General features: G+C 71.3%; 17 protein-coding genes, 1 pseudogene and 1 riboswitch. Of the genes and pseudogenes, 14 read left to right on the top strand and 4 right to left on the bottom strand.

Going from position 1 to position 19,088, the window contains the following annotated elements:
• Positions 1 to 21: 21 nt before the first annotated feature.
• Positions 22 to 1,044, top strand: a complete 1,023-nt coding sequence (nrdF, locus tag G3I54_RS30715) for a class 1b ribonucleoside-diphosphate reductase subunit beta (RefSeq protein WP_164619345.1) — start codon at positions 22 to 24, stop codon at positions 1,042 to 1,044.
• 9 nt (positions 1,045 to 1,053) lie between these two features.
• Complete coding sequence (gene thiI, locus G3I54_RS30710) at positions 1,054 to 2,298, top strand: tRNA uracil 4-sulfurtransferase ThiI (protein ID WP_164619546.1); 1,245 nt, start codon at positions 1,054 to 1,056, stop codon at positions 2,296 to 2,298.
• On the opposite strand, the gene G3I54_RS30705 is transcribed toward thiI, so the two are convergent.
• From G3I54_RS30705 to G3I54_RS30695, 3 genes are all read right to left on the bottom strand, one after another.
• Positions 2,295 to 2,798: a DUF4430 domain-containing protein gene (locus G3I54_RS30705; protein WP_164619343.1), complete on the bottom strand. Its 504-nt coding sequence runs from the start codon at positions 2,796 to 2,798 to the stop codon at positions 2,295 to 2,297. The two genes, thiI and G3I54_RS30705, sit on opposite strands and share 4 nt — an antisense overlap.
• A gap of 166 nt (positions 2,799 to 2,964) precedes the next feature.
• A riboswitch (cobalamin riboswitch) is annotated at positions 2,965 to 3,038 on the bottom strand.
• A gap of 96 nt (positions 3,039 to 3,134) precedes the next feature.
• Positions 3,135 to 4,268, bottom strand: a complete 1,134-nt coding sequence (locus tag G3I54_RS30700; RefSeq protein ID WP_164619341.1) for a bifunctional 2-methylcitrate synthase/citrate synthase — start codon at positions 4,266 to 4,268, stop codon at positions 3,135 to 3,137.
• Positions 4,269 to 4,291: 23 nt separating this feature from the next.
• Complete coding sequence (locus tag G3I54_RS30695; protein ID WP_164619333.1) at positions 4,292 to 5,809, bottom strand: MmgE/PrpD family protein; 1,518 nt, start codon at positions 5,807 to 5,809, stop codon at positions 4,292 to 4,294.
• A gap of 270 nt (positions 5,810 to 6,079) precedes the next feature.
• Between G3I54_RS30695 and G3I54_RS30690 the strand changes: the two genes are divergently transcribed.
• Positions 6,080 to 7,540: a helix-turn-helix transcriptional regulator gene (locus tag G3I54_RS30690; protein ID WP_164619331.1), complete on the top strand. Its 1,461-nt coding sequence runs from the start codon at positions 6,080 to 6,082 to the stop codon at positions 7,538 to 7,540.
• A 52-nt stretch (positions 7,541 to 7,592) separates the two neighbouring features.
• Here G3I54_RS30690 and G3I54_RS30685 read toward each other — a convergent pair whose 3' ends face one another.
• Positions 7,593 to 8,276 carry a GntR family transcriptional regulator gene (locus G3I54_RS30685; RefSeq protein ID WP_164619329.1) on the bottom strand — a complete coding sequence of 228 codons (684 nt, stop codon included), beginning with the start codon at positions 8,274 to 8,276 and terminating at the stop codon, positions 7,593 to 7,595.
• A gap of 221 nt (positions 8,277 to 8,497) precedes the next feature.
• Here G3I54_RS30685 and G3I54_RS30680 point away from each other — a divergent pair, with 221 nt between their 5' ends.
• The 11 genes and pseudogenes from G3I54_RS30680 to G3I54_RS30635 all read left to right on the top strand — a co-directional run.
• A complete protein-coding gene (locus G3I54_RS30680; protein WP_164619327.1) occupies positions 8,498 to 9,346 on the top strand; it encodes an oxaloacetate decarboxylase in 849 nt (282 codons plus the stop codon).
• Positions 9,347 to 9,706: 360 nt separating this feature from the next.
• Positions 9,707 to 10,189 carry a VTT domain-containing protein gene (locus tag G3I54_RS30675; RefSeq protein WP_164619325.1) on the top strand — a complete coding sequence of 161 codons (483 nt, stop codon included), beginning with the start codon at positions 9,707 to 9,709 and terminating at the stop codon, positions 10,187 to 10,189.
• A 91-nt stretch (positions 10,190 to 10,280) separates the two neighbouring features.
• The gene (locus G3I54_RS30670; RefSeq protein WP_164619323.1) at positions 10,281 to 10,724 is read left to right on the top strand and encodes a GNAT family N-acetyltransferase; all 444 of its coding nucleotides are present in this window, start codon (positions 10,281 to 10,283) and stop codon (positions 10,722 to 10,724) included.
• Between the two features lie 117 nt (positions 10,725 to 10,841).
• The gene (locus G3I54_RS30665) at positions 10,842 to 11,792 is read left to right on the top strand and encodes a bile acid:sodium symporter (RefSeq protein WP_239144666.1); all 951 of its coding nucleotides are present in this window, start codon (positions 10,842 to 10,844) and stop codon (positions 11,790 to 11,792) included.
• A gap of 270 nt (positions 11,793 to 12,062) precedes the next feature.
• A complete protein-coding gene (locus G3I54_RS30660) occupies positions 12,063 to 13,130 on the top strand; it encodes a potassium channel protein (protein ID WP_164619319.1) in 1,068 nt (355 codons plus the stop codon).
• A 115-nt stretch (positions 13,131 to 13,245) separates the two neighbouring features.
• Positions 13,246 to 13,371: a hypothetical protein gene (locus G3I54_RS40060; protein WP_275408029.1), complete on the top strand. Its 126-nt coding sequence runs from the start codon at positions 13,246 to 13,248 to the stop codon at positions 13,369 to 13,371.
• Positions 13,372 to 13,407: 36 nt separating this feature from the next.
• Entirely contained in the window at positions 13,408 to 14,157 is a 750-nt protein-coding gene (locus G3I54_RS30655; RefSeq protein ID WP_275408031.1) for an aldose 1-epimerase family protein, read from the top strand.
• A gap of 234 nt (positions 14,158 to 14,391) precedes the next feature.
• Complete coding sequence (locus tag G3I54_RS30650) at positions 14,392 to 15,870, top strand: sugar porter family MFS transporter (RefSeq protein WP_164619317.1); 1,479 nt, start codon at positions 14,392 to 14,394, stop codon at positions 15,868 to 15,870.
• Positions 15,870 to 17,336, top strand: coding sequence for a glucose-6-phosphate dehydrogenase (gene zwf / locus G3I54_RS30645; RefSeq protein ID WP_164619315.1), 1,467 nt, complete (start codon positions 15,870 to 15,872; stop codon positions 17,334 to 17,336). The genes G3I54_RS30650 and zwf overlap by 1 nt, the downstream gene beginning before the upstream one ends.
• A gap of 46 nt (positions 17,337 to 17,382) precedes the next feature.
• The gene (locus tag G3I54_RS30640; RefSeq protein ID WP_164619314.1) at positions 17,383 to 18,450 is read left to right on the top strand and encodes an FUSC family protein; all 1,068 of its coding nucleotides are present in this window, start codon (positions 17,383 to 17,385) and stop codon (positions 18,448 to 18,450) included.
• A gap of 277 nt (positions 18,451 to 18,727) precedes the next feature.
• Positions 18,728 to 19,088, top strand: a pseudogene (locus G3I54_RS30635) (hypothetical protein); the annotation flags it as partial.

The following is a 19,088-nucleotide window of genomic DNA, read 5'->3' as shown; positions in this document are numbered from 1 at the left end:
ACGCACCCGAAGGTACCCACGATGACCACCACCCCCGCCCCGGTGACCGACATCTCGGTCACCCCGCCGTCCTACCGCCACGACCCGGCTGCCCGGCTCCGCCCGATCAACTGGAACCGCGTCACCGACGAGAAGGACCTGGAGGTGTGGAACCGGCTCACCGCCAACTTCTGGCTGCCCGAGAAGGTCCCGCTCTCCGGCGACCTCTCCGCCTGGCAGCAGAAGCTCTCCGCCGGGGAACGCACCCTGACCATGCGGGTCTTCACCGGCCTGACCATGCTCGACACCCTGCAGGCCACCGTCGGCGAGATCGTGCAGATCCAGGACGCCCGCACCGAGCACGAGGAGGCGGTGTACACCAACATCGCCTTCATGCAGGCCGTGCACGCCCGCAGCTACTCCTCGGTCTTCTCCACCCTCTCCAACACCGGGGAGATCGACGACGCCTACCGCTGGGCGGTCGGCAACGACGTACTCCAGCAGCGCTGCAAGAAGGTCCTCGCGCACTACTACGGCGACGACCCGCTGAAGCGGAAGGTCGCCTCCACGCTCCTGTCCTCCCTCCTGCTGTACGCGGGCTTCTACCTGCCGCTGCACTTCTCCACGCACGCCCTGCTCACCAACACGGCCGACATGATCCGGCTGATCCTGCGCGACAAGGCCGTGCACGGCTACTACTCCGGCTACAAGTACCAGCGCGGTCTGGAGAAGCTGTCCCCGGCCGGACAGCAGGAGGTGCGGGCCTTCACCCACGAGCTGCTGGAGGAGCTGTACGAGCTGGAACTCCGGTACTCCGGTGAGCTGTACGAACCCCTCGGCCTGATGGACGACGTGGCCGTCTTCGTCCGCTACAACGCGAACAAGGCCCTGATGAACCTCGGCTACCCGGCCCGCTTCACGGCAAAGGAGACGGAGGTCAACCCGGAGATCCTGGCGGCGCTGTCGCCCGGCGCCGACGAGAACCACGACTTCTTCTCCGGGTCCGGGTCGTCGTACGTCATGGGCAAGGCGGAGGACACCGCCGACGACGACTGGGACTTTTGAGCGATGCCCATGTCAGCCACCGGCCACCTGCCCGCACCCCGGGCCGCCGACTCGGGGTCGCCGGGCCCCTGCGTGCTGCTGAAGCACGGCGAGGTCTTCCTCAAGGGCCGCAACCGGCACCTCTTCGTCGAGAGGCTGCACGACAACCTGCGCGTCGCACTGCGCGGCATCGGCGGCTCCACCTGGATCAAGACCGCCCAGAACGTGACCGTACTGGGCGGCGAGGTCCCCCGGGAGGCGTTGGTCGAGCGGGCGCGCAGGGTGATCGGCTTCAACTCGGTCGAGCCGGCCGTCCGCGTCCCCAGCGACCTGGAGGCCATCGTCGCCGCGGCCGTGGACGCCTTGAGCGGTCCCGAACGGCACGGGACCACCTTCGCCGTACGGACCAAGCGCCGGGACAAGCGGTTCCCCCTGACCTCGTCCCGCGTGGACGCCGAGGTCGGCGCCCGCGTCCTGGCGGCGGTGCCCGGCCTGCGGGTCGACCTGGCCCGGCCGGACGTCCGCCTGACCGTGGAGATCGACCGCAAGGAGACCTACGTCTCCTGGGAACGTCTCCCCGGCCTGAGCGGGCTGCCCGTCGGCAGCAGCGGGCGCGCCCTGGTGCTGCTCTCGGGCGGCTACGACTCGCCCGTCGCCGCCCACCGGGCCATGCGCCGCGGCCTGGCCTGCGACTTCGTCCACTTCAACGGGGCCCCATACACCAACCCGGCCTCCGTGTACAAGGCGTACGCACTGGCACGGGAACTGAACCGCTACCAGCCACCCGGCGACCTGCACGTCATCGCCCTCGGCAAGGCGCAGAAACAGCTCGCCGTGGCAGGGGCCGGCCGGCTCCAGGTCGTCGCACAGCGCCGCCTGATGGTGCGTACGGCTGCCGCCCTCGCCGCCCGCACCGGCGCCGAGGCACTGGTGACCGGCGACAGCCTCGGCCAGGTGGCCAGCCAGACGCTGGCCAACCTGGCCGCCGTGGACGAGGCGGCCGCGCTGCCCGTGCTGCGCCCGCTGCTCGCCTGGGAGAAGCAGGAGATCATCGACGAGGCCCGCTCCATCGGCACCGCCGACGTCTCCGTACTCCCCGACGAGGACTGCTGCAGCCTGCTGGCCCCGCCCCGGGTCACCACCCGCGCCGGGCTGCCCGAACTGCGCCTCGTCGAGCGGCGCCTCGACCTCGACGAGGTGGTCGAGGCGCTGCTCGATTCGGCTCGGGTGCTGAGGCCCGGCGCGGAGGAGGGGGAGGACGAGGTGACCGACTAGAAAGACGTCCAGGTGAAGGCCACCCGGTCACCGGCGCCTATCTTGAACTGGCAGCCACCGACCGGGGTGGGGGTGCCGTTGACCGCGATGTTCCAGTAGGCGGAACCGCCACCGCTCACGTTCTTGATCGTGTCGACGGAGAAGTCGTCGAAAGACGCGTACCACGCTCCGTCCCAGGCGAAGCCGTTCTTCTTGGCCGCGTCGTCCAGCGCGGCGGTCGGCGTGGGCACCCTCGACGGGTTCGCGCCGCCATTGGTGCCGTCGCACCGGTGGGTGCCGCCGGTCGCCGTGGTGACGTCGTGACCTCTGGTTCTGACCTTCCCCTTGAACAGCAGCCCGTCCGGACCCTGGACCGTGACCGTCACCTTGACGGCCTTGTTGGTGTTCGACGTGGGCTGTGCCTGTGCCTGCTCCTGTGCGAGCGCCACGGAAGGGGCGGCGAGGGCGAGGGCCAGGGCGACCGAGGTGATCGCGGAGCGGTGGGTGAGTGTCCGGCGCATGAAGTGCCTTCCCGATGGGATCTTCGGGTCTGCCGACACGAACCCGCCGACCCTCACCCGCGCACACCACGCGGCGTCCCTCAGGACAGCGCACGGAGGTGCCGGGCCGGGCTGGGGCTTCGTCCTGCAGACCATGACAGTGAGAAGCGGTGCACACCGCACCTCCGGGTACTCCGACTCACGGCGTGTGGAACGCCGTTCACGGTTGCAGGTCAGCGCCGGATTCCCACCGGCTTCCCCCAGCTGTGCGCGCATTCTTTTGTGGGCCCGGGCCGCGAGGTCCGGGCAGAACGCATCGTAGGGCCGGGGGAGGGCCGCTCGGGTGCGAATGCCGATTCAGGCGGCCGGCACCGGGCGCTGCTCGCGGCCGTCGTAGGAGGCGAGCGGCCTGATCAGCGAGTTGCGGGAGAGCTGTTCCGTGATGTGGGCGGTCCACCCGGTGATGCGGCTCATCACGAAGATCGGTGTGAAGACCGGGATGTCGAAGCCCATCAGGTGGTACGCGAGCCCGGCCGGATAGTCCAGGTTCGGGTGGATGCCCTTGCGGGTGACCATGGCGTGGCGCAGGGCCGCGTGCAGGGTGGCCATCCGGGTCACCTCCGGGTCGCCCGCTCGGGCGACCAGGCGGTCGAGGGCCTCCTGCATGATCGGGACCCGGGAGTCGCCGTGCTTGTAGACCCGGTGGCCGAAGCCCATGATCTTCCGCTGGGAGGCCAGCGCCTCGTCCAGCCACTCGCCGGCCCGCCGCGGGTCGCCGATCTCGTTGAGCATGTGCATCACGGCCTCGTTGGCCCCGCCGTGCAGCGGGCCCTTCAGCGCGCCGATCGCCGCCGTCACCGCGCTGTAGAGGTCGGAGAGGGTGGAGGTGACGACGCGTGCGGTGAACGTCGAGGCGTTGAAGCTGTGTTCCGCGTACAGCGTGAGGGAGATCTCGAAGCAGCGGACCACTTCCGGGTCGGGCACCGAACCGAAGCACATGTGGAAGAAGTTCTCCGCGTACCCCAGCTCCGGGTCCGGCGCGATCGGCGCGAGACCTCGGCGGCGGCGCTGGTCGGCGGCGACCACCGTGGGCAGCTTCGCCAGCAGGGCCAGGGACTTGGCCCGGTTGGCGGCTAGGGCTCCGTCGTCCTCCAGCGGATCCTCCGCGCCGAAGAAGCTGACGGCGGTGCGCAGCACGTCCATCGGATGACAGGTGCCGGGCAGCCGGGTCAGCAGCTCCAGCGTGCTGCGGTCCAGCGGACGCAGAGCGCGCTCGCGGGCCTGGAAGTCGTTGAGTTGCGCGTCGTCGGGCAGCTCGCCGTGCCACAGGAGGTACGCGACTTCCTCGAAGGCCCGGTGGGCGGCCAGGTCCTGGACCGCGTAGCCCCGGTAGGTCAGGGAGTTGGTCTCCTGGATGACGGTGGAGATCTCGGTGGTGTCGACGACGACACCGGCCAGACCGCGGCGGATGTCCGGTGCGGTGACGCTCATGGGGTGTGCCTCCGGATCGTTCATCAGAACAAGCCCTGGGGGAGGGCGGCGTCGTACGCGGCGACGGCCTCGGTGCCCACGGCCGGGAAGAGTCCGTCCAGGCCGGTGGTGGACAGTTCGGCGACGCGCTCGGCGGCGAGAAGGAAGCGATCCTGGGCGTCCGGGGCGACGATCCCCTCGGCGAGGGTGCGGAACTTGCCGGCGTAGGCGGGCCGGTCGAAGGGACGCGCACCGGCCGGATGGGCGTCGGCGACACCGAGTTCGTCCTCGACCACCGAGCCGTCCTCCAGGGTCACCACGATCCGGCCGCCGAAGGCCCGGCGCTCCGGGTCCGGGTCGTGGTAGCGGCGGGTCCACTCCGGGTCCTCGACCGTGGTGACCTTCCGCCAGAGCGCGACGGTCTCCGGACGGCCGGCGCGCTCGGGGGCGTAGGAGCGCTCGTGGTGCCAGCCCCCGTCCTCCAGGGCGACGGCCAGGATGTACGGCGCCGAGTGGTCCAGGGTCTCCCGGCTGGCGGTGGGGTCGTACTTCTGCGGATCGTTCGCACCGGAGCCGATGACGTTGTGGGTGTGGTGGCTGGTGTGCAGCACCACGGAGCGCACCTTCTCCAGCGGCCCGGTCTTCTCGCGCAGCCGCCGCGCCAGGTCGATCAGCGCCTGGGCCTGGTACTCCGCGGAGTGCTCCTTGGTGTACGTGTCCAGGATGGCGCGCCGCGGCTCGCCGGGCCCGGGCAGCCGGACGGTGTAGTCGGACCCCGGGCCGTCGAGCATCCACGCCAGGAACCCGTCCTCGCCCTCGTAGACCGGCGAAGGAGAGGTCTCCCCGCGCAGCGCCCGGTCCACGGCCTCGATCGCGGCCTTGCCGGCGAAGGCCGGGGCGTACGCCTTCCAGCTGGAGATCTCGCCCTTGCGGGACTGCCGGGTGGCCGTGGTCGTGTGCACCGCCTGCTGCACGGCCTGGTACACCGTCCCGGTCGGCAGCCGCAGCAGGGCGCCCAGGCCGCAGGCCGTCGCGGCGCTCAGGTGGGCGACGTGGTCGATGCGGTGCTCGTGCAGGCAGATGCCCTTCACCAGGGCGACATGCACCTCGTAGGCGGCGACGATCCCGCGCAGCAGGTCGGCGCCGGAGCGCCCGGTGTGCTGGGCGACCGCCAGCAGCGGCGGGATGTTGTCGCCGGGGTGCGAGTAGTCGGCGGCCAGATAGGTGTCGTGGAAGTCCAGCTCCCGTACGGCGGTGCCGTTGGCCCAGGCCGCCCACTCGGGCGAGACCCGGCCGGTGGAGCCGAAGACCGACGCGCCGGGCGTGGCGGCGGAGTGCGCGAGGGCCTGGGCGCGGGCGACGGCGACCGGGCGGCGCAGCAGGGAGGCGACCGCGACGGACGCGTTGTCGACGATCCGGTTGGCGGCCATGGCCGACGCCTCCGGGTCGAGCTCTCCGGCCTCCTGGGTGCCGGTGGCGACGACGGCCAGCTTCCAGGCGAGCTGCTCCTCGCGGGGCAGCCGGGCGGCGCTGGGGTGGACGCGTACCTGGTGGTCGATCACGGGACTCCTCGCAAAACGTGTTCGGTGCTGTCGGAGCTGACGTCAAGGACAGTGCCTGCTCCGGAGCCCCGCGACCACCTGTCGAATCTGTGGAGCCTCTACAGGAATGAGCTGCGAATCTGCGAATGTTGCGAAGAAGGCGGATGCTATGTTCGCAAGTACTTCCGCACCGGTACGCCGCCCCGTACGCGGCTTCCGTACGCCGCCCTCGTACCTCGCCCCCGTACGCCGCATCCGGAAGGCACCCGACCAGGAGGGACCAGGGACCACGTGGCCCGACGAGCGACCGAGCACAAGGTCTACGCGCACTCCAAGCTCCGCCGCCTCCGCCGCGAGCGGGGCATGAACCAGGTCGACATGGCCCGCGCCCTCGGCATCTCCGCCAGCTACGCCAACCAGATCGAGCTGGGACAGCGGCCGCTGACCGCGAGCGTGCTGCTCCGGATCGCGAAGGTCTTCGGAGTCGACGCGGAGTTCTTCTCCGAGGCCGCGGGCGACCGTCTCGCGGCCGATCTGCGCGCGGCCCTGGCCGACGAGGCGTGCGGGGTGACGGCGCCGGCCGTCGAGGAGATCGCCGAGGCGGCCCGCGACCACCCGGAGGTGGCCCGCGCGCTGGTGGCCCTGCACCTGCGCTACCGCGAAACCGCCGAACAGGCGGCCGCGCTCGCCTCGCCGGAAACGGGACGGACACTGCTGCCGCCGGCGGAGCCGCACGACGAGGTCCGTGACTTCTTCTACGCGCACCACAACCACTTCGGCCTCCTCGACACGGCGGCCGAGCGCACCTCCGAGGCCCTCGGCCTGCGTCCGGGCCGGGCCGCCGACCCCCTCACGACGCTGCTCGCCGAACGCCACGGCGTCCACGTCGTCCAGGCCGCACCGGGCCGCGCCGCCGACGCCCGCCGCTACGACCCCGACACCGGCCTCCTCTTTCTCTCCCCCTGGCTCAGCGACGGCCAGCGGGCCTTCCAACTCGCCACCCAACTGGCCTTCCTGGAACAGCGCCTGCTGATGGACCGACTCGCGGACAGCGCACCGGAGCTGACCTCGCCCGAGTCGGCCGCGCTGGCACGCATCGGCCTGGCGAACTACTTCGCCGGCGCCCTGCTCATGCCGTACACCGTTTTCCACGCCGCCGCGGAGTCCGTCCGCTACGACATCGAGCTGCTGTCCGCCCGCTTCGGCGTCGGCTTCGAGACGGTCTGCCACCGCCTGAGCACCCTGCAACGCACAGGGCACCGCGGAGTGCCGTTCTCCTTCCTCCGGGTCGACCGGGCCGGGAACATCTCCAAACGGCAGTCCGCGACCGACTTCCACTTCTCCCGCCTCGGCGGTACGTGTCCGCTGTGGACGGTCTACGAGGCGTTCTCCGCGCCGGGCCGGACCCTGACCCAGGTCGCCGAAATGCCGGACGGCAAGCGCTACTTCTGGGTCGCCCGTACGATCACCCGCGGCGGCTACAGCCACCACGCCCCGCGCGCCGAGTTCGCGGTCGCCCTCGGCTGCGAACTCCGCCACGCCCACCGCCTCGTCTACGCCGAGGGCGTGGCCCTCGACGACCCCAGGGCGGCGACCCCGATCGGCCTCGGCTGCCGCATCTGCGAGCGCCGCGACTGCGCACAGCGGGCCCGGCCCCCGGCGGGCGGCAGACTCGCCATCGATCCGGACCGGCGGACCTATGTGCCGTACCCGGTGGAAGGCGCCGGACTTCGCAGGGCCGAAGGTTCTTGAGGACCCACCCGCGACCGACCGGGGCGGCCTCGCCGGGGGAGCGGCCCGGAACTCAGCGGACCTCGGCCACCGTCGGGCCCGTCCGGCCCACGTCCTCAGCCATGGCCTCAAGAATGTTGCGCAGGCTGTTGTTGATGTGCGCGGCGGTGAGCTCGGCAGCGCGCCCCTCGTCCCCGTCGGCGATCGCACCGCAGATCAGCGCGTGCTCATCGGCGGAGCGCAGAAGCCTTTCCGGTGTACGACGGGCGATCCGGCGCAGTCTGCGGAGCTGGGTACGCAACGAGCGCACGGCACCGGCCAGGTGCGGATTCCCGGCGACCCGGTCGGTCTGCTCGTCGAGTCGCTGGGCCAGCGCGTAGTAGTCGTCGATCCGCGCCGACGTGGCTTCCTCGGCGAGCGCCGTGTGCCGCTCGCGGAACTCCCGCTCCAGCTCGCGGAAGCCGGTGCGATGCGGTGCACGCGCGCACAGGCGTGCCGCATAGGTCTCCAGCGCCTCACGGAGCTGGAAGAGGTGGCGGACGTCCTCCAGCGCGATCTCCATGACGAAGGCCCCGCGGCCGGGCACCATCCTGACCAGATGGTCTCCGGCCAGCTGGTGCAGCGCCTGGCGCAGGGGAGTGCGCGAGACTCCGAGGCGTTCGGCGAGCCGGATCTCGCTCAAGTGGGTGCCGGGTGGCAGTTCCCAGTCGACGATCTCCTTGCGGAGGCGTTCGTAGGCGCGTGTGCTCTGGTTCATGGGCTCCCCTGTGGGTGCGGCCGCCTCGCAGTCCGACCACATGTGTACCTGCCTGCCGGCGACATGGGACCGGGTGGCGGACCCTCTTCGCAAGTCAACCCTGGCGCTTCCTGTATACAGCCTGTATACAGGAAGCGCCCGAAGCCGCGCGCCCCCATCGGCACCCGGCCTCCCCCCCCCGGCTTGTGCACCCGCACCCCAGCACCGAGGAGCCCATCCCCATGCGCCCCACGACCAGCCTCCGCCGGATGATCGAGAGCGACGACATCCACCTCGCGCCCGGGGCGTACGACGGACTCACCGCGAGGCTGGTGGAGGAGAGCGGCAGCAAGCTGCTGTACGCGAGCGGGGGAGCCATCGCCCGTAGCCGCGGGGTGCCGGACATCGGGCTCCTGGGCCTCACCGAGGTCGCGGACCGGCTGGCGCAGATCGTGGAGGTGACCGGCCTGCCGGTCATCGTGGACGCCGACACCGGCTTCGGCAACGCCGTGAACGCCGTCCGCACGATCCGGCTCTTCGAGCGGCTGGGCGTGGCCGGGCTGCACATCGAGGACCAGACGTTCCCCAAGCGCTGCGGACACCTCGACGACAAGTCCCTGGTGAGCACGGAAGAGATGACGGCAAGGCTCCGGGCTGTCGTCGACGCGCGCCAGGACCCGGACTTCGTGGTGATCGCGCGTACCGACGCCATCGCGACCGAAGGTCTGGACAGCGCGATCGAGCGCTCGCACGCCTACCTGGAGGCGGGTGCGGACGTCATCTTCGTCGAAGCCCCCGAGAGCGTGGAGCAGATCGAAGAGATCGCCGCGCGCATCCCGCAGCCGAAACTGATCAACATGTTCCACGGCGGAAAGACTCCGCTGGTCCCCCGGGACCGCCTGCGTGAGCTGGGGTACCGCCTGATCATCGTCCCCTCGGATCTCCAGCGCAGTGTGATCACCGCCGTCCGGCAGACGCTGGAGGCGATCAACCGAGACGGCGACAGCTCCGCGGTGCGCGACCAACTGGCCTCGTTCGCCGAGCGCGAGCGCATCGTCCGCACCACGGAGTACCTCTCGATCGGAACCTGAACGGCCCGGAGGGCTGTGCCGAGCCGCTGCCGCACGAGGCGACACCTCTGCTCCGCGAGACCGCCGTCCTGGCCGTCGACGCGAAGGACTTCCTGACCTGAGACGGGCATCCGCTGACCAGGCTCCCCGATCCGGCGTAAGCGCGTTCGGTTAGGCTGGCCTTGCCTGGGCATAGGACCCGGGCGTGCGGGTTCGGGTTCGGCGCCTCGGGCGGGAACCCGGCGGACGGAACAGGCAGGGGCGGGGCTCAGGTGAGAGACGGTGACCGGGCTCGTGCGCGTCGTGCACCCGATGGGGCGGGAACGCTCATGCGGGTAACGGGAAACGCGGGTTTCGGGCCTGCGCCCGGGGCGGAGCGCCGTGGATAGGATCGCGCTCGCGGCCGGAGCCCTGTACGTCATCGTCCTGCTCCGCGCCGGAGGGACGTTCGCCGTCGGATGGCTCGCCGGTGCCGGCGCCCGGCGCAGCAGGTTCGCCGAACGGATCTCGTCGGCGAAGTTCCGGCGTGCCGAGCGGGCGATCCAGCGGTGGGGCGCGCCGATGGTGGCCGTCTCCTTCCTGACGGTCGGATTCCAGACCGCCGCCAACTTTCTCGCGGGCAGCATGCGCATGCCGTTGTCCCGCTACCTCCCCGCCCTGTTCGTGGGCGGAGCGGCCTGGGCGCTGATCTACGCGACCGCGGGGCTCGGCGTGCTCGAAGTGCTGGGAAGGCTCTTCGCCGAGCGGACGGCCTTCGGGGTGTCCGCCGTGGCAGCAGCCCTGCTCGCGGTGTGCGGAGTAGTGGTGTACCGCAGAAGGAGGGCGGTGCTGCCCTCCGGTGACACCGCGGCCGACGAATCGTGAACCCGTCGGAGTCTCCCGGCCCCCGGGCGGGGCGGGTCGCTCGGCCGCACCGCCGGTTGACGCGCACGACGGACACCGCTTTGCTGCTCCGGTGAACGATCTTCGAATCCAAGCGGTGGACGACGCCTCCGTCCGCGACTGGCAGTACGTCCATAACCTGATCATCCCCGGCGACGTGCTGTCGCTCGACGACGTCCGTGCCCGCACCGGCCGAAACCGTATGGAGGTCGCCTACCTCGGAGACGTCCTGATCGGATGCACCACCGTGCGCCCGCCCACCGAGGACAACGGCGCCACCGCGACGGTCATCGCGCGCGTTCTGCCCGAGCACCGCCGCCGCGGGTTCGGCACCCGGCTCTACGAACGTGCCCTGGGCCAGGCCCGTGCGCTGGACGCCCAGGTGATCGAGACGGTGGTGCTGGCGTCCAATCCGGACGGGCTGCGCTTCGCCGAACAGCACGGTTTCGTCGAGCTCGAACGCTACCTGCTGCGCGAGGGCGACACCGTGCACTGGATCGACCTGCGTCTGACCTGATCCGACCTGATCCGCCGGACACGCCCCGGGCGGCCGACCCGGTACCGCCGCGCCTGTTCCCCACCCACCCCGCGAGGAGTACGTACGTTGTCGTCACCGTCCGGTCTGGTCGCGGGTATGGAGCGCCATCAGGTCGCCGTCTATGTGGGTGCTCTGGCCGCCGGGGATCTGGTGGGCTGGGCCGTGCCGGGGGCGGGGCCGGGCCTGGAGCGCGCGATCAACCCGGTGCTGGCCGCGCTGCTGTACGTGACGTTCCTGCAGGTGCCCGCCGCTGAACTGGTGCGCTCGGTGCGGGCGGGCCGGTTCCTGGCGGCGACGCTGGTGGTGAACTTCGTCGTGGTGCCGCTGGTGGTCGCCGCGATGTTCACCTTCCTCCCGGACGACCGGGCGGTCCGCCTCGGCGTGCTGCTGGTCCTGCTGGCCCCGTGCATCGACTACGTGATCGTCTTCAGCGGGCTGGCCGGCGGCAGCAGCGAACGCCTGCTCGCCGCCACCCCGTTGCTGCTCCTCGCCCAGATGGTGCTGCTGCCGGTCTACCTGTTCCTGTTCATGGGCCCGGACCTGGCCGACGTCGTGGAGGCCGGACCGTTCGTCGAGGCGTTCGTCGTGCTGATCGTCGTTCCGCTCACGCTGGCCTGGCTCACCCAGGCGTGGGCCGCACGCCGCCCGGCCGGACAGCAGGCCGCGGACGCGGCGGGCACGACGATGGTGCCGCTGATGGCCGCCGTCCTGCTCACCGTGGTCGCCTCCCAGGTACCGAAGCTCGGCGACTCGGGCAGCCTGGGCGACGTGGGCCGTGTCGTGCCGTTCTACGTCGCGTTCCTGCTCGTGATGGCGTTCGCCGGGCTCGGCGTCGCCCGCCTGTTCCGCCTGGCCGCCCGCGACGGACGGGCGATCGTGTTCACCGGCGCGACCCGCAACTCCCTGGTCGTCCTGCCCCTCGCCCTGGCGCTGCCGGACGCGCTGGCCGTCGCCGCGGTGGTCGTGGTCACCCAGACCCTGGTCGAGGTCATCGGCATGGTGGTCTACGTCCGGGCCGTACCCCGGCTGCTGCCGCTCCGCGGCTGATCCGTCGCTTCCGCGTCCGGCCGCCAGGTCGAGGCGTAGCCGCAGCAGGGCCGGCCGGGACAGCGCGGTCAGCCGTTATGGCCGAACGGGCCGATTCGCGGCCTCGTGCACGTGGTCTCGACCTGGCGTAGTGGGCGAGCGCGGCCCAGGGAAGACCAGACAGTTCAGCGAGACGCGGGTGGCGGGCGGTGAGATCAGCCGCGGAGGGCTCGCCGTCGTTGAGGTCACCTCCGGTGGTCGCCGTTCCGGTTGTGCCGGAGACTCGGCCCTGTGGACGTTCAGGGCGAGGACCGGGCCGGCCGGCGGTCCCGGTTCGGGTTCCCCTACCGGCCGCGCGGACCGTTCCGGATCATCGTGTCGCGGCTCGCCCTCGCCTTCGGGCTCATCCTCCTCGGCACGGTGGTCGTCTACCTCGGCCGCAGCGGCTACCGCGACTCCACCGGACACCCTCTCGGTCTGCTGACGAGCTTCTACTACTCGGCCGTCACCCTGACCACGATCGGGTACGGGGACGTCGTCCCGGCCAGCGACTCGGCACGGATCGTGAACACCCTGGTGATCACCCCCCTGCGCCTCGGCTTCCTGCTGGTCCTGGTCGGCACCACGATCAGCGCGCTGACGGAGCGGACCCGGGCCGAATGGCGCGAGCAGACCTGGAGGAGCAAGGTGCGACAGCACATCGTGGTGGTCGGCTACGGCACCCAGGGCCGGGCCGCGGTGGCCACCCTGCGGGCACGGGGCACCCAGCCCCGGGAGATCGTGGTGGTCGACGTCGCCGCGTCCGCCGTCGGTGAGGCGAACCGGCACGGCCTCGTCGGTATCGTCGGCGACGGGACTCGCTCCGACGTGCTGGCTCGGGCGGAGCTGGGCAAGGCGGGGCACGTGCTGATCGCCACCGCGAGCGACGACACCGCCGTCCTCGCGGCTTTGACCGCCCGACGGATGAACGCCACCGCCGTCATCACCGCCTCCGTGGCCCGCGCGGAGAACGTCGCCCTGCTGCGCGAAGGCGGCGCGGACAACGTCATCACGTCCTCCGAGACGGCCGGACACCTGCTCGGCGTCGCATCGTTGAGCCCTTCGGTCGGCACGGTGCTGGAAGAGCTGCTCTCCGCCGGACTCGGACTGGAGGTCGCCGAACGCTCTCCGGAACCGGCGGAGGTCGGCCGCGATCCCCGGCAGATCGCCGAGTCGGTGCTGGCCGTGGTCCGCGACGGCAAGCCCCTGCGGTACAGCGACTCCCGGATCGGCACCGTCCGCGCCGACGACCGCCTGGTCATCGCCCGTGAGACACCCGCGTCCCGCCGACGGAAGTCAGGCCACGAGGAGACAGGCTGAGAGGCTTCCGGGCCGATACCGGAACGGAGCCGTACGGAGCAGGAAACCCGCCCGATCGGCCGACACCGGGCCCCGACCGGCAGCACTCCGCCTCCTGGGGGACAGCCATCTGTCCATGAGCGAGAACACCACAGGTGAGCAGTACCGGCTGACGGCCGGCGACTACGCGGCGACCGTCACCGAGGCGGGCGCGGGCCTGCGCGAGCTGAGCCACCGGGGCGAACCGCTCCTGCTCTCGTAGGGCCCCGACGAACCGGCCCCGGCGGCCTTCGGCCAACTGCTGATCCCCTGGCCCAACCGGGTCGACCGCGGCCGCTACACCTTCGACGGCACGGAGCACCAGCTCGACGTCTCCGAACCCGAGCTGGACTGCGCGATCCACGGACTCGTCCGGTGGACGACCTGGCGGCCGGTCCGGCAGGAACCGCACGCCGTCACCCTTGCCTACAGCCTGCACGGGTCGACGGGCTACCCGTTCCGTCTCGACCTTGAGGTCACGTACACCCTGGACGCCGGTACGGGCCTCACCGTCCGGCTCGTGACCCGCAACGCCGGCACGCGCCCCGCCCCGTACGCCCACGGCACACACCCCTACCTGACGGTCGGCGAACCGCTCGACGACTGCGTGCTGACCCTGCCCGGCCACCGCTACCAGCCGGTCGACGCGCGGATGCTCCCCTCCGGCCCGACGGTCGACGTCTCGGGCACGGAGTACGACTTCACCACCCCGCGCCGTATCGGGACGCAGGCCATCGACGTCGCCTTCACCGGTCTCGACCGCGACGCCGACGGGCGCGCCTGGGTCCGCCTGGAAGGCTCGCGGCGCGCCACCCGATTCTGGCTGGACGAGGCCCAGCCATGGCTGGAGGTCTACACGGCGGACCAGGTGCCGCCCGCCTCGCACCGCCGTGGCATCGGCGTCGAGCCGATGACGGGACCGCCGAACGCCCTGGGCAGCGGTACCGACCTGATCCGGCTGGCCCCGGGCGAGTCGTACGCGGGCGGCTGGGGCGTCCTCCACGGCTGACCCGACCCGGAAACTGCGCGACGGCCGCACCCGCGCCGTCCTCGCGCCGCTCGGCCGGACGGAGCGGTATCACCTGCCGGAGCGGCGATTGCGGGCGAGCGCCGGCCCGTCGTGGCCGCCAGGTGTCCAGTTCATTTTGTCCTCAAGCCACCCGATTGCTTCACGCCACCGTCCTTTCGTCCGGAAAGGTGGTGATGTGGCCAGGGCGAGCCCGCTCACGACGGAGGAAGCGACATGGTCCAGGGCTTTTCCAAGGAACCGGGCACCCATGGGCCGCTCACCGAGATCCCGGCTGAGGGTCAGCGGAAGATCACCCGCTGGGCGGCCGCGATCGCTCTGGGCGGCTTCCTGTTCGGCTTCGACACCGGGGTTGTGTCCGGCGCCCTGCTGTACATCAAGCAGGACTTCGACCTGAACTCCTTCGAGCAGGGCAGCGTGGTCAGCGTGCTGCTCATCGGCGCGGTGATCGGCGCCACCTCGGCCGGCCGGCTCTCCGACGGCCTCGGCCGGAGGAAGACCCTCGGCCTGATCGGCGTGGTGTTCATCATCGGCACGGCGATCGCGAGCACCGCGAACGGATACCCCGTCCTCATGGTGGGCCGTATCATCCTCGGCCTCGCGGTCGGAGCGGCATCGGCGACGGTTCCGGTCTACCTCTCCGAGATCTCACCGACGAAGATCCGCGGCCGCCTGCTCACGATGAACCAGCTGATGATCACCCTCGGCATCCTGATCGCGTACCTGGTCAACCTCGCCTTCTCCAGCAGCGAGATGTGGCGGGCCATGTTCGCCGTCGGCGCGGTCCCGGCCGCCCTCATGGTGGCGGCGACCCTGTGGTTCCTGCCCGAGTCGCCGCAGTGGCTCATCGCGCACGGCCAGGCGGAGAGGGCGCGCAAGGGGATCGCCTCGGTCGCCGACGAGGCCACGGCGGACGCCCTGGTCGCCCGGGCCCAGCACCGGATCGCCGAGGACCGCGAGCAGCAGAAGCGGAACGCCGAGTCCTCCGGCCGGACGGCCAGGAGGCTGCTCACGCCCGACCTGCGTCCGGCCCTCGTCGTCGGCCTCACCCTCGCAGCCGTACAGCAGTTCGGCGGCATCAACACGATCATCTACTACGCGCCGACCATCATCCAGCAGACGGGTCTGAACGCGTCGAACTCCATCCTCTACTCCGTGTTCATCGGCCTGATCAACCTGGTCATGACGCTCGTCGCGATCCGCCTGGTCGACCGGGCCGGCCGCCGCGTCATGGTGCTCGTCTCCCTGGCCCTCATGGCGGTCTCGATCTTCACGCTGGGGCTGGCGTTCGTGGTCGGCATGAACTCGGTGCTGACGCTGCTGTTCATGGTCATCTACATCGCCGCCTACGCCGGCGGCCTCGGCCCGGTGTTCTGGACACTGCTGGGCGAGATCTTCCCGCCGTCCGTCCGGGCGGAGGGATCCAGCGTGGCCACGGCGGTCAACTGGATCTCCAACTTCGTCGTCAGCCTCGCCTTCCTCCCCGTGGCCTCCGCCCTCGGCCAGGGCGAGACCTTCTGGATCTTCGCCGCGATCTGCGTGGCCGCGTTCTTCTTCGTCGGCCGCTACCTGCCCGAGACCAAGGGCCGCGACCCCGAACAGATCGAAGCGGCGCTGAACGCCCGCTTCGGGCGCGACCAGGGCACGCCGGACGACCCCTCGAATGCGGCCACCCCCCGGAAAGGACGGTCGTGATGACCGAAACCCTGCTCAGTCCGCCCGAGATGGAGCGGGCCGACGCCCTGGTGCTCTTCGGTATCTCCGGCGACCTCGCCAAGAAGATGCTGCTGCCCGCCCTGTACCGGCTCACCGAGTCCGGCAAGCTCACCGTGCCCGTCATCGGGGTGGCGGCCACCGACTGGGACGACGACGCCCTGCGCCGGCACGCGCGGGAGGCGGTCACCGCCGAGGGCACGGACATCGACGGGGAGGTCTTCGCCCGGTTCGCGGCGAATCTGTCCATCGTCACCGGGGACTTCGCCGACGCCGCCACCTTCACCCGGCTGCGCGAGGCCGTGGCCGGGCGCGGCTTCGTGACGTACTACCTGGCGATCCCGCCGTCGCTGTTCACCGAGGTCGCCGGCTCGCTGGCCGCCGAGGACCTGAACCGGAACGCCCGGCTGGTGGTGGAGAAGCCGTTCGGCCACGACCTCGACTCCGCGCGAAAGCTCCAGGACGAACTCTCCGCCCACTTCGACAACGCCCATCTGCTGCGTGTCGACCACTTCCTCGGCAACCGCGCGGTCGAGAGCCTGATGGTCTCCCGGTTCGCCAACACGCTGCTCGCGCCGATCTGGCACCGCGCCTACGTGGACAATGTGCAGATCACCCTCGCCGAGGACTTCGACGTCGCCGACCGCGGCTCCTTCTACGACGCGGTGGGCTGTCTGCGCGACGTGGTCCAGAACCATATGCTCCAGGTCCTGGCCCTCCTCGTGATGGAACCGCCGAGCGCCACCAACGCCCAGGCGCAGGGGCTGGAGAAGTGGCGGGCCCTGCACGCGACCCGCACCATGGACCCCGCCGTGACCGTTCGCGGCCAGTACGACGGCTACCAGGACGTCGAGGGCGTCAAGCCCGGCTCCACCACGGAGACCTACTTCGCGACCCGTATGTTCGTCGACAACTGGCGCTGGGCCGACGTCCCCTTCTACCTCCGCAGTGGCAAGGCGCTGGCCGTCTCCGCCACCGAGGTCGTCGTCGAACTGCGCAAGCCTCCGCTGGAACTCTTCGGCGGCGACGGCGTCCAGACGCCGCCGAACACCATCCGCTTCCGCATCGACGGCGACACCGGCATCCGGGCGGACCTGATGCTGAACAAGCCCGGAAGCACCGACGGACCGCTGACCGTGCCCATCGGCGTCGACTTCGCGCAAGTGCTGGGGCGGCAGGAACTCCCGTACGAGAACATCCTGCACGGGGCCGTCGTCGGCGACCCCGAGTGCTTCGCCTTCTTCCCCGCCGTCCTGGAGTGCTGGCGCATCGTGGGCCCCGTCCTCGACCCGATCGAGCCGCCGTTGCCGTACGCGCCCGGAAGCTGGGGCCCGGAAGCGGGTGACCGCCTTCCCGGGCTGCGGAGCTGGCACGAGCTGGGCCCCCGCCTGTTCGACGACGCCCGCCCGGCCGGGGAGCGCGGACCCGGCGGCGAACCGGCCGGCTGAGCACCCCGCCGCGAACCGTCCCTGCCCGGGGCGTGGAGGGAGGACGATGTACGAGGCATGGTCGCGCGTCAAGGGCAATCTGTGGCCGGTGCTCCAGCAGTCCGCGGCGGCCGCGCTCTCCTGGTGGATCGCCGGGAACGTCTTCGACCACCACGTTCCGCTCTTCGCCCCGATCGCGACCCTCGTCGCCCTCAACACACCGGTCGGCGGGCGCGGCACCAACGCGGTACGGGTCATGTCCGGGGTCATCGCGGGCGTGGTCGTCGGGCAGGTGGCCTTCCGCTTCCTCGGCCACGGCGACGCGGCGGTCGGCGCCGCCGTGCTGTGCGCGCTCCTCGTGGCGCTCCTCATCGACGGCGAGCGCATCACGATGGCGCAGGCCGCCGTCGGCGCGGTGATCTCCGTCGCGGCCGGACAGCAGGCCGGTATCGACCGTGTACTGGACGCCCTGCTCGGAGCGGGAGTCGCGCTCGTGTTCAGCCAAGTCCTGTTCCCCCCGCACCCGTTCACCCTGCTGAGGCGGACCGAGGCCGCCACACTGAAGGGACTGGGCCGTGCGCTGGAGCTGGCGGCCCGGACGCTGGACGCTTCGGCCGATGAGCGGGAGGACCAGCCGTGGAAGGAACTGCGCCCGGTCTACACCCTGTTGAACGACCTCGGCCGTACCCGTGACGACGCGATCGCCGTCGCCCGCCGGACCCCGCGCTGGCGCGGCCGACGGGAGCCCATCCAGCAGGAGACCGCCGCCACGCGCTATCTGGACCTGCTCGGCAACAGCTGCCTCACCCTCATCCGGGGCGCCACGATCCTCGACCCCGGCCACAGGAAGGCGTTCGCCACCACGGTACGGGGGCTGTCCGGGGTCCTGGACACGTTGGCGGAGGCGCGCGGAAGCCATGCCGTGTTCCAGCACGCCGCCCGGCGCACCCTGGACATCGTCCGGGACGCCCCGGAACGCGGCTCGGCCGTGCCGGTCGCGGTGCGGGAGAGCGTACGGCTGGTCGCCACGGACATCCTGGTCTTCGCGGGCGCCGACCCGGTCGAGGCCGAGCGGGCGGTGCGCGACGGGTCCACCGACATCACCGTCGAACGCCGGGCACATCCCGGGGAGTAGCCGGACCGGCGCCGACGCGGACGACTCCGGCCGAAGACCGGTCGCCGGATACGACGCCTCGCGTTCAGTGAGAACACTCGACTTTCAGTGCGACGGGACACGGTCAACCGTACCCGGGCACCGGATGAGCTGGCTTGAATTATTCGAACGTTCGAGCGAATATCGAAGAGTGTGGACAGGTCAGCAGGTAGTCGAGGCGCGAGGTGCGGGAGCCGGTGCGGTGGTGTCGCCGCTCTCCGGCCTGCTGCCAGGAGGAGGTATTCGCCCTGGTACCGCAGTGGGTGCGGGCGGGGATCTGCCGCTGCTGCTGGCGCTGGCCGCTCTGGCGGCGGCGGAATCGGTGGCGTGGGCGGCGGTCGGGGTGCCGGAGCTGGGCGGGCTGGCGGCGGCACAGGCCGGTCTGGATCTGGCCACCGGTCTGGTGGTGAGCGACCCGGGGTCGCGCGCGGCCCAGGTGCTCGCCGTCCTGCTGGAGTCGGTGCCGGTGGTGCTCGTCGGCGCTTCAGTACGGGTGCCGGAGCGGGCGGTGCGACGGCTGCGGGCGGTGATGCGGCGCAGCGGAGCGGTGCTGCTGGCGGCGGGCCGGTGGCCCGGGGCGGATGTGCAGCTCAGGGTGGCGCCGGTGGGCTGGACCGGGG

The sequence above is a fragment of the Streptomyces sp. SID14515 genome, assembly GCF_010548505.1.
In the GTDB taxonomy this organism is placed as follows: domain Bacteria; phylum Actinomycetota; class Actinomycetes; order Streptomycetales; family Streptomycetaceae; genus Streptomyces; species Streptomyces caviscabies.
The sequence above is the reverse complement of the archived record's forward strand: the minus strand, read 5'-3'. Positions and strand labels throughout refer to the sequence as shown.

What these genes read in the sequence shown, in the direction of transcription:
- thiI (WP_164619546.1), top strand. Translation starts at nt 1,054, where the DNA reads ATGTCAGCCACCGGCCACCTGCCCGCACCCCGGGCCGCCGACTCGGGG.
- G3I54_RS30685 (WP_164619329.1), bottom strand. Translation starts at nt 8,276, where the DNA reads ATGAACCAGAGCACACGCGCCTACGAACGCCTCCGCAAGGAGATCGTC.
- G3I54_RS30680 (WP_164619327.1), top strand. Translation starts at nt 8,498, where the DNA reads ATGCGCCCCACGACCAGCCTCCGCCGGATGATCGAGAGCGACGACATC.
- G3I54_RS30705 (WP_164619343.1), bottom strand. Translation starts at nt 2,798, where the DNA reads ATGCGCCGGACACTCACCCACCGCTCCGCGATCACCTCGGTCGCCCTG.
- zwf (WP_164619315.1), top strand. Translation starts at nt 15,870, where the DNA reads ATGACCGAAACCCTGCTCAGTCCGCCCGAGATGGAGCGGGCCGACGCC.
- G3I54_RS30640 (WP_164619314.1), top strand. Translation starts at nt 17,383, where the DNA reads ATGTACGAGGCATGGTCGCGCGTCAAGGGCAATCTGTGGCCGGTGCTC.
- G3I54_RS30700 (WP_164619341.1), bottom strand. Translation starts at nt 4,268, where the DNA reads ATGAGCGTCACCGCACCGGACATCCGCCGCGGTCTGGCCGGTGTCGTC.
- G3I54_RS30650 (WP_164619317.1), top strand. Translation starts at nt 14,392, where the DNA reads ATGGTCCAGGGCTTTTCCAAGGAACCGGGCACCCATGGGCCGCTCACC.
- nrdF (WP_164619345.1), top strand. Translation starts at nt 22, where the DNA reads ATGACCACCACCCCCGCCCCGGTGACCGACATCTCGGTCACCCCGCCG.
- G3I54_RS40060 (WP_275408029.1), top strand. Translation starts at nt 13,246, where the DNA reads ATGAGCGAGAACACCACAGGTGAGCAGTACCGGCTGACGGCCGGCGAC.
- G3I54_RS30665 (WP_239144666.1), top strand. Translation starts at nt 10,842, where the DNA reads ATGGAGCGCCATCAGGTCGCCGTCTATGTGGGTGCTCTGGCCGCCGGG.